Genomic DNA, 7,411 nt, shown 5'->3' on the forward strand with positions numbered 1-7,411 from the left:
TCTCCTTACTTTTCATCTAAACGCTTATACAGATTAAGCACGGATTTAACTAAGTCAGAGTATACAAAAGCATTCATTAGATGATCTTGTGCGTGAATTAGCAGTAAAGAAAGTTCTTTAGAGCTACCGTTTGCCTCCTCTTGAATCAAAGACGTTTGAACATGATGGGCTTCTCTTAAAGATTGATTTGCTTGCTCGATACATGCTTCTGCTTCTGCAAATTCACTTTTTTCAGCGTGTTGGACGGCTTTTAAAAACAAGGAAGACGCATCTCCTGCACTTGATATTATTTTAAAAGATTGTAATTCAGTGCCTTCCATTAGTTTCCCTCCGTCGTAAATGTATTCGTTCCAGCTTCTTTAATTTTCTTAAATGCAGCAATAAGAATTGGTACTGCATTCATATTGCCATAATCTTCTTTATCAATTACTTCTACAGGAACTTTTAACCCGCGTTCTGTTGTAGCTTCTATTACTTGTTCATATGCCATTGATAATTGCGGCCCGAGTAAAACAATAGACACGTTATCTAGGTGTTCAGAATATTCATCTTTCCCCCAAGCTTCAATTGTAATTCCTTTATTCTTAAACTTTTCTGACGCTGCAATAGCCTCTTCCATCTTTTTTACTAAAATAGAGGTGGATAATCCGCCAAAACATACTAACATAATTTTCATGTCTATCGTCCTTTCCTACTAAAAATCAAAATCGTCTAGACTAGTTTCTTGGTTCCCACTAGTTTCTTGTACAAGTGCTTCTTTTTCAGCAATTTTAAAGAATGGATAGTAAATAAGTGCTGAACAAACCAAGATAAGGCCAAGTACAATAATATATCTCCAGTCAAAAGATGCAACAATGGCACCGATTGGAACTGGTACATATGGAGAAACCATCGTAAATGGATTCATAAGACCTAGCTTGATTGAGAACCACCCAATTAATGCTGCAATTTGTGGCGCAACCATCATTGGAATAAAGAATCTCGGGTTTAAAACAATCGGAACACCAAACATTACAGGTTCATTAATACTGAAAAATGTTGGAATTAATGCCAATCTACCTAGCGTCTTATAACGTTTAGATTTAGAGAACATCATAATAACAACGAGCGCGCCTGTTACTCCTGCTCCTGTTACCCCAACGATACTCCACATAAAGTCTGGAGTGAAAATAAGCATGGAAGAAAGTGGTTCACCTTTTGCAAGTGCTGCTGCATTGGCGTCTACGTTCTGGAAAGCTACACTTAACCAAACCGGCGCCATAACAGAATATCCGTGAATACCAAACCACCATAATAATTGCTGGATAAAGATAATCAACATAATTCCAGGTAGCGTGTTTACAAGCGAAGTCAGTGGTGAGAATAATGTTTGAATAAGCTCAACAACTCGAATACCGCTAAGTGATTCAACACCAAAGCTTAAAATTGCCACGATTAAAACCGAGAATAAAATCGGCCATAAGTTTTCAAAAGAACGTAAAATCGGCGTTGGCACACCTTGACCTAAATTAATTGTGAATTTCAATTTATTTTTAAAAATGTGTAGGATTTCTACAGATAACAAACTAATCACTAAAGCTACAAAAATACCTTCGCCGGCAAGATAAGTTACATCACTTCCTCCAGCTTCAAGTGGTCTTACTGCTACTACAACAAAACTCATTAAAGCTGTTACAATTGCCCCAATATCCCACAAATTACGCTCTTTTGCATAATAATATGCTACGAAAATCGCTACATATACAGACATTAATCCAAAGGTAGCAAAATGAATCGGGGAGGTAATGTTATTGATATATTCAGCAACAGCAGCAATCCAACTAGGTAGTTTTGGGATTCCTCCTAATTGCTGGAACAATACCGGGACTGCACCAACTAAAGTTATTGGAACAAGTGCCATCATTCCTTGACGTATTGCCTTCATCTGGGTGTTACTTTCTAATACTTTTGCAAATGGTAATAGCCATTTTGACAGAAATCGTTCTAATGCTTTCATTAATTTTCATTTCCTTTCACTAAGCTGTTATACGTTCATGATAGCGCATACAAAAACACCTCACAATTAATCTTATTTCCTAAGCATAGGAAATCCTTTTTAATACAAAAAAATCCCTATAAAGTAATTGCTACTTTATAGGGATCTCGCTATTTTAGTTTTCTAATGCCATTAATTTTTGATTATCATCAAGTGCTGATTCATGTGCATCATGGCGTTTTTTCAAATGACTCATTGATAGGTAAAGTAAACCGATACATGCAATCATAATAATTGTAAGAACGAGCATCGACATACTATATACATTTGGTCCCATACCTGCTGCCAGTGACTCTCTAAAGGCATAAATTGAATAAGTCATTGGTAAGAATGGATGGATTAAATTGAAGAACCATCCAGTAAGTGGCATTGGGAATGTTCCGCCTGAACCCGCTAATTGAACAATGAGTAATACCATCGCGATAAATCGACCTGGATTATCAAATGTCATTGCAAGTAGCATAATTAAGAACATGTAAGCAAGAGCTGTAATAATCGCTGTTCCAAAGAACTCAACGATATTATCTGGTCTTAATCCTAACGCTATCATGATGCCGCCTTCTAGAAGAGCCATCGCAACTGCTGCGACAAAGCCAAGTGATAGTTTACTTAACCACCATTTGTAAGCTGGTTGACCTTCCATAGAAACACGTCTAATTGGCATAATGAAGTTAAATACAAGTGCGCCAACGTATAAAGCAAGTGACAATACATATGGTGCTAATGCATGTCCGTAGTTACTTACGTGTGTGTATTCATTATGTGCGAGTTTTGTTGGAGCAGCAATCATGTTGAATGTTTTGTCAGTTGCTTTTGTATCTTTCACTTGCTGTGCACCTTCTGCAAGTTTATCTGTTAATTCTGTGCTACCATCTGTTAATTTAGTTAGTCCGTCACCCAATTGGAAGGAACCGTTCGCTAGTTTGGAAGAACCATCGGCAATTTTCGTTGAGCCATCTGCTAATTGTCCTACACCTGAAACTAGTTTTGGTGAATTAGCGGATAATTGATTTAGACCGCCTGCTAATTGGCTTGAACCAGCTTGTAGTTGATTTACGCCTCCAGCAAGTGTTGGAACTTTTGCAGCTAATTGGTTTGTTCCGCCTTGTAGTTCTGTTGCGCCTGAACGTAATGCGTCTGAATTGCTTGCAAGTTTATTACTTCCATCATTTAACTGACTTAAGCCGTTTTCCATATTTGAACTACCGGCAGCAAGTTGTCCTACGCCTGAAGTTAAAGTTGGAATTTGGTTGTTAAGTTCATTTGTTCCTGCAACTAATTTGGCATTGCCGGCTTGTGCTGATTTTAGTCCAGCTGTTAATTGGTTCGCACCACCGAGTAAAGTTTGACTGCCCGAACCATTGATTGCTTGATGGATACCATTAAATGCTTCTGTAGTTCCACCATGAACCGCTTTATAACCAGCTGAAATTTTCGCTACACCAGTTTGCAATTCAGTTACTTGTGACTCTAAAGCTGCTAAATCAAGCGCTGATAATCCACTTTGTAGTTTTTCTACAGTCGCTACTTGAGTGGCAGATTTTTGTGATTCTTTATCTAAATCAGCTTGAATAGCATCAATAATTTTTTGTTTATCTTCTGCGCTCACACCGTTTGTTGCATTAATTTTTGCTTTAATTGCTTCGGCATCGAAGTTCGCATTGGATTTAATAAAAGTTAAACCATTTTGTAAATCAGTTAAGCTTTTTTGAAGTGCTTGTAGTTGTTTAGCGAGTGCTGCATCTTCACCGTTTACATTTTGATTTAATTGGTCGATACCTTGTTGTAAATCATTCATACCTTGTTTTAATTGAGCTATTTTACCTTGGCTATTAGTTAAATTACCATCTAGTTCTTTTAAACCTGCTGAAAGTTTATTACTACCATCAACTAGTGAATTTAAGCCAGTTGCCAGACTTTTTTGACCGTCGTTTAATTGTGTTACTCCAGATGCAAGAGCTGGTACGCTGCCATTCATTTTGTTTAAACCAGCAGAAAGGGCAGTAGAACCATTGTATGCTTGATTAATTCCACCAGAAAGTGTATCTACTCCTGATGTGTATGTCGAAACTCCATTTGATAATTTCGTTGCTCCACCGTCAAGTGCAGCCACACCGTCTTTAAGTGGCCCTACACCAGCAGCAAGCGTTGAAACACCAGCATTTAGTTTATCGCCACCAGCAGCCGCAGTGTTCACGCCATCTGTGTAAGTTTTTAAACCAACTTCTAACGTATTAGCGCCATCTTTGAACGTTAAAGAGCTATCTGCGAGCGTTTTTAAATTAGTAGAAATTGTTTTATTACCTTCTTGTGATTTCACGAGACCATCTTTAATTTTTCCAGAGCCATCAGCGGCTTGAGCGAACCCATCACCAGACTCTTTAATTTTATCGAAAATTGCTTCCGCGTATGATTTTGTTACCTCAGCGGAAACCTCGCTTTTCAGTTGTTTGGCTCCTTGTTCACTCACAACTTGTCCTAAATAGTTAAGCGAGCCGTTTGTTTTATAGGTTAATTCCATTTTTTTCGGATCTTTATCTAAAACGGATGCTGCATTTTTAGAGAAATCTTTTGGAATCGTGACAACCATATAATATTTGCCATCTTTTAAACCTTGTTCCGCGTCTTCTTTGGAGAGGAAATTCCAATCGAGTTCTTTGTTACTTTTCAGTTTGGTTACTAACTGATCACCAACATCCATTGTTTGACCGTAATAATCAACCGGTTTGTCATTGTTAACTACCGCTACTGGTAAATCCCCTGTTTTGCCATACGGATCCCAGACGGATTTTAAGAAAAAGCTTGCATATAAAAGTGGAATAAACAGAATAACTACAAATGATAAAAGTAGTATTTTGTTTTTAAATAATTTTTTCCACTCATTTTTTACCATATCCATTTTATTACCGCACTTCTTTCTTTTAAAGATTTATTACGCTTCGTTCCAATCTATGATAGTGGTTCGTTCTTTCCCAATAACTTGCTCTACTAAAACAGATAATTTTTGCGAGTATAAATAATTAGCGTATTCTTTATCAGCGTTTCTAAAAGCACTTGTAATGGTGTGTATTCCGGACTCTGCAAATTCATGATAGTCAGAGAAAACAGTGTGGATTAAGTCGGAATCTGGGTATGTATCAATTTTCCCCTCCACTGCTTCTACAATGTCCAGCAAATTAATTTCTTCAGGGTCTTTAGCAAGCGTGAAACCACCGTTATTACCCGACACTGAATTAATCAGCCCGCTAACGACTAGCTTCCTCAAAATTTTACTAATATAAGACGGCGACGAATCACGCAAACGGTGATGAATAGTTACGGAAGAAATGGGAACATCTACCTTCTGGGTGTACAACATCGTCATAATACAAAAAACCTGATCCATACTTTTGCTCAACTTCATAATAAAAATCCTCCCTCTTCCCATTATTACCTTTCAATATCCTTAATGGACATTCAACATCTATATACAATACACCCATTTTTTTTAAAGTGCAAGCCTTTTTTACTAAAAATGGAAAAAAATTTAATGAATGCGTTTTTATGAAATTAGCATTCCAACAAATTTGCTATTTTACAGGCATATTAATGTATTTCATTTATCCATTGGTTACTATAAACTAACAAAAGAAGCACTATCAGTGGATATTCTTTAAAGACCATCCACCGATAATGCTTTCATCGAAATATTTTGCTTTCTTAATCAAAATCATAAATATATACTTCTATACCTTTATCCGTAAGTGTTTTTCTAATAATAGGTTCAATAATTTCCCATTTTCCGCCAGCCAATCCACACCCAATTCTAGGCATATGAATACTCGCTTGCTGCTCTTGCGCAATTTTAGACAATTTTTTTAAACAGCTTTCTACTGCTTCATATCGAATGGGAGCACCTTTTGATCCTGTTTTTGTTCCTTTCTGACCAACCATGTTACAAACACTAATATAATCCAACACTGGAACCAGTTGAATTTCTCCCAATTTAAAATTATTTTTGTCCTTATACCATTTTCTATACACTTTTTCTGGCTCTTTCCACTTTCTAGAAATAGCTAAAACAAAACCTTTTCCCCAACCACCAACATCATTACAAATATGTGCGATAATTTTATTTCCTTTTGCCATCGGATTTGTAGCGTCGCCTTTTAAATAAATAATTTCTGTCATTTTCTCCACCTCTGTAAATTTATTTAAACATAGTTATATCATTAATTATTTTTTGTAAGTAGTATAACATGTCATTAAAATCCGTTAATGCATAAACTACCACCGGTTCTTCCCAATTCAAATTTTTTATTACAAAAATTTTATATTGCTCCCCATAAAAGCCAACATCTAACAGTAAATCATTAGGATATTGAACTTGTAAAATATCCTCTTTCAAAAGACCACTTTGATCAAGAAAAGTAATATTTCCATTTTTGTAATTTATTTTTGAAAACATTTAATTATACACCTCTTCTACTAAATTGGCCTTTTCCGTCTCTATTTATAACATAACTTTCAAGCAGATTCCACCTTTACAATAAAAAAATACCAACGAATCGTTAGAAACGTTGGTATTATAGTATACCGGCGGCCGGGGTCGAACCGGCACGCCCTTGCGGGCACAGGATTTTGAGTCCAGCGCGTCTGCCAATTCCGCCACGCCGGCGTAACAATATATTAAATTATAACTTTAAAACATTAATTATGCAAATGGAGGCGCCAACCGGATTTGAACCGGTGATAAAGGTTTTGCAGACCTCTGCCTTACCACTTGGCTATGGCGCCGCACAATATTCAACTAAAAAAGCGGAAGACGGGGTTCGAACCCGCGACCCCCACCTTGGCAAGGTGATGTTCTACCGCTGAACTACTTCCGCATTAACTGGGCCAGCTGGATTCGAACCAACGCATGACGGAGTCAAAGTCCGTTGCCTTACCGCTTGGCTATGGCCCAACAATTATAATAGTTTTATAAAAACAAAAAGGGCGGATGATGGGAATCGAACCCACGAATGCCTGAACCACAATCAGGTGCGTTAACCACTTCGCCACATCCGCCATTATTTTATATATGGCAGGGGCAGTAGGAATCGAACCCACACTGGAGGTTTTGGAGACCTCAGTTCTACCTTTAAACTATGCCCCTATAATAATGGTGGAGGGGAGTGGATTCGAACCACCGAACCCGAAGGAGCGGATTTACAGTCCGCCGCGTTTAGCCACTTCGCTACCCCTCCATATTAATAAAAGAAAAAAAGTGGCTTGGGACAGAATCGAACTGCCGACACCTTGAGCTTCAATCAAGTGCTCTACCAACTGAGCTACCAAGCCATAATGGCGGTCCCGACGGGATTTGAACCCGCGATCTCCTGCGTGACAGGCAGG

7 protein-coding genes and 8 tRNA genes are annotated in these 7,411 nt (G+C 37.7%); all 15 read right to left on the reverse strand.

All coding sequences use genetic code 11. The annotated features are described in order from the left end of the window. Positions 1 to 5 precede the first annotated feature (5 nt). Positions 6 to 320, reverse strand: a complete 315-nt coding sequence (locus HCB38_RS14720; protein ID WP_003763713.1) for a PTS sugar transporter subunit IIA — start codon at positions 318 to 320, stop codon at positions 6 to 8. Beyond that, positions 320 to 676 (reverse strand): PTS sugar transporter subunit IIB, encoded by a 357-nt coding sequence (locus HCB38_RS14725; protein WP_185319441.1) that lies wholly within the window; start codon positions 674 to 676, stop codon positions 320 to 322. The genes HCB38_RS14720 and HCB38_RS14725 overlap by 1 nt, the downstream gene beginning before the upstream one ends. An 18-nt stretch (positions 677 to 694) precedes the next feature. Then, a complete protein-coding gene (locus tag HCB38_RS14730; protein WP_185638937.1) occupies positions 695 to 1,996 on the reverse strand; it encodes a PTS sugar transporter subunit IIC in 1,302 nt (433 codons plus the stop codon). Positions 1,997 to 2,150: 154 nt separating this feature from the next. Next, complete coding sequence (locus tag HCB38_RS14735) at positions 2,151 to 4,934, reverse strand: YhgE/Pip domain-containing protein (RefSeq protein WP_185638939.1); 2,784 nt, start codon at positions 4,932 to 4,934, stop codon at positions 2,151 to 2,153. A gap of 33 nt (positions 4,935 to 4,967) precedes the next feature. After that, on the reverse strand, positions 4,968 to 5,438 hold the full coding sequence (locus tag HCB38_RS14740) for an Rrf2 family transcriptional regulator (RefSeq protein WP_003723817.1): 471 nt from the start codon (positions 5,436 to 5,438) through the stop codon (positions 4,968 to 4,970). Positions 5,439 to 5,734: 296 nt separating this feature from the next. After that, a complete protein-coding gene (locus HCB38_RS14745; RefSeq protein ID WP_185638942.1) occupies positions 5,735 to 6,205 on the reverse strand; it encodes a macro domain-containing protein in 471 nt (156 codons plus the stop codon). A 19-nt stretch (positions 6,206 to 6,224) separates the two neighbouring features. Then, entirely contained in the window at positions 6,225 to 6,482 is a 258-nt protein-coding gene (locus HCB38_RS14750; RefSeq protein ID WP_246414945.1) for a hypothetical protein, read from the reverse strand. 126 nt (positions 6,483 to 6,608) lie between these two features. Beyond that, a tRNA-Leu gene (locus HCB38_RS14755) sits at positions 6,609 to 6,692 on the reverse strand. Between the two features lie 45 nt (positions 6,693 to 6,737). Continuing rightward, positions 6,738 to 6,811 (reverse strand) — tRNA-Cys (locus tag HCB38_RS14760). A 20-nt stretch (positions 6,812 to 6,831) separates the two neighbouring features. Further along, positions 6,832 to 6,903: transfer RNA gene (locus HCB38_RS14765), tRNA-Gly, on the reverse strand. Between the two features lie 5 nt (positions 6,904 to 6,908). Continuing rightward, positions 6,909 to 6,980 (reverse strand) — tRNA-Gln (locus HCB38_RS14770). A gap of 31 nt (positions 6,981 to 7,011) precedes the next feature. Continuing rightward, positions 7,012 to 7,084: transfer RNA gene (locus tag HCB38_RS14775), tRNA-His, on the reverse strand. Between the two features lie 14 nt (positions 7,085 to 7,098). Further along, a tRNA-Trp gene (locus HCB38_RS14780) sits at positions 7,099 to 7,172 on the reverse strand. A gap of 7 nt (positions 7,173 to 7,179) precedes the next feature. Next, a tRNA-Tyr gene (locus tag HCB38_RS14785) sits at positions 7,180 to 7,263 on the reverse strand. A gap of 21 nt (positions 7,264 to 7,284) precedes the next feature. Continuing rightward, positions 7,285 to 7,357: transfer RNA gene (locus tag HCB38_RS14790), tRNA-Phe, on the reverse strand. Positions 7,358 to 7,411: the final 54 nt, after the last annotated feature.

The sequence above is a fragment of the Listeria farberi genome (assembly GCF_014229295.1).
Classification (GTDB): Bacteria; Bacillota; Bacilli; order Lactobacillales; family Listeriaceae; genus Listeria; species Listeria farberi.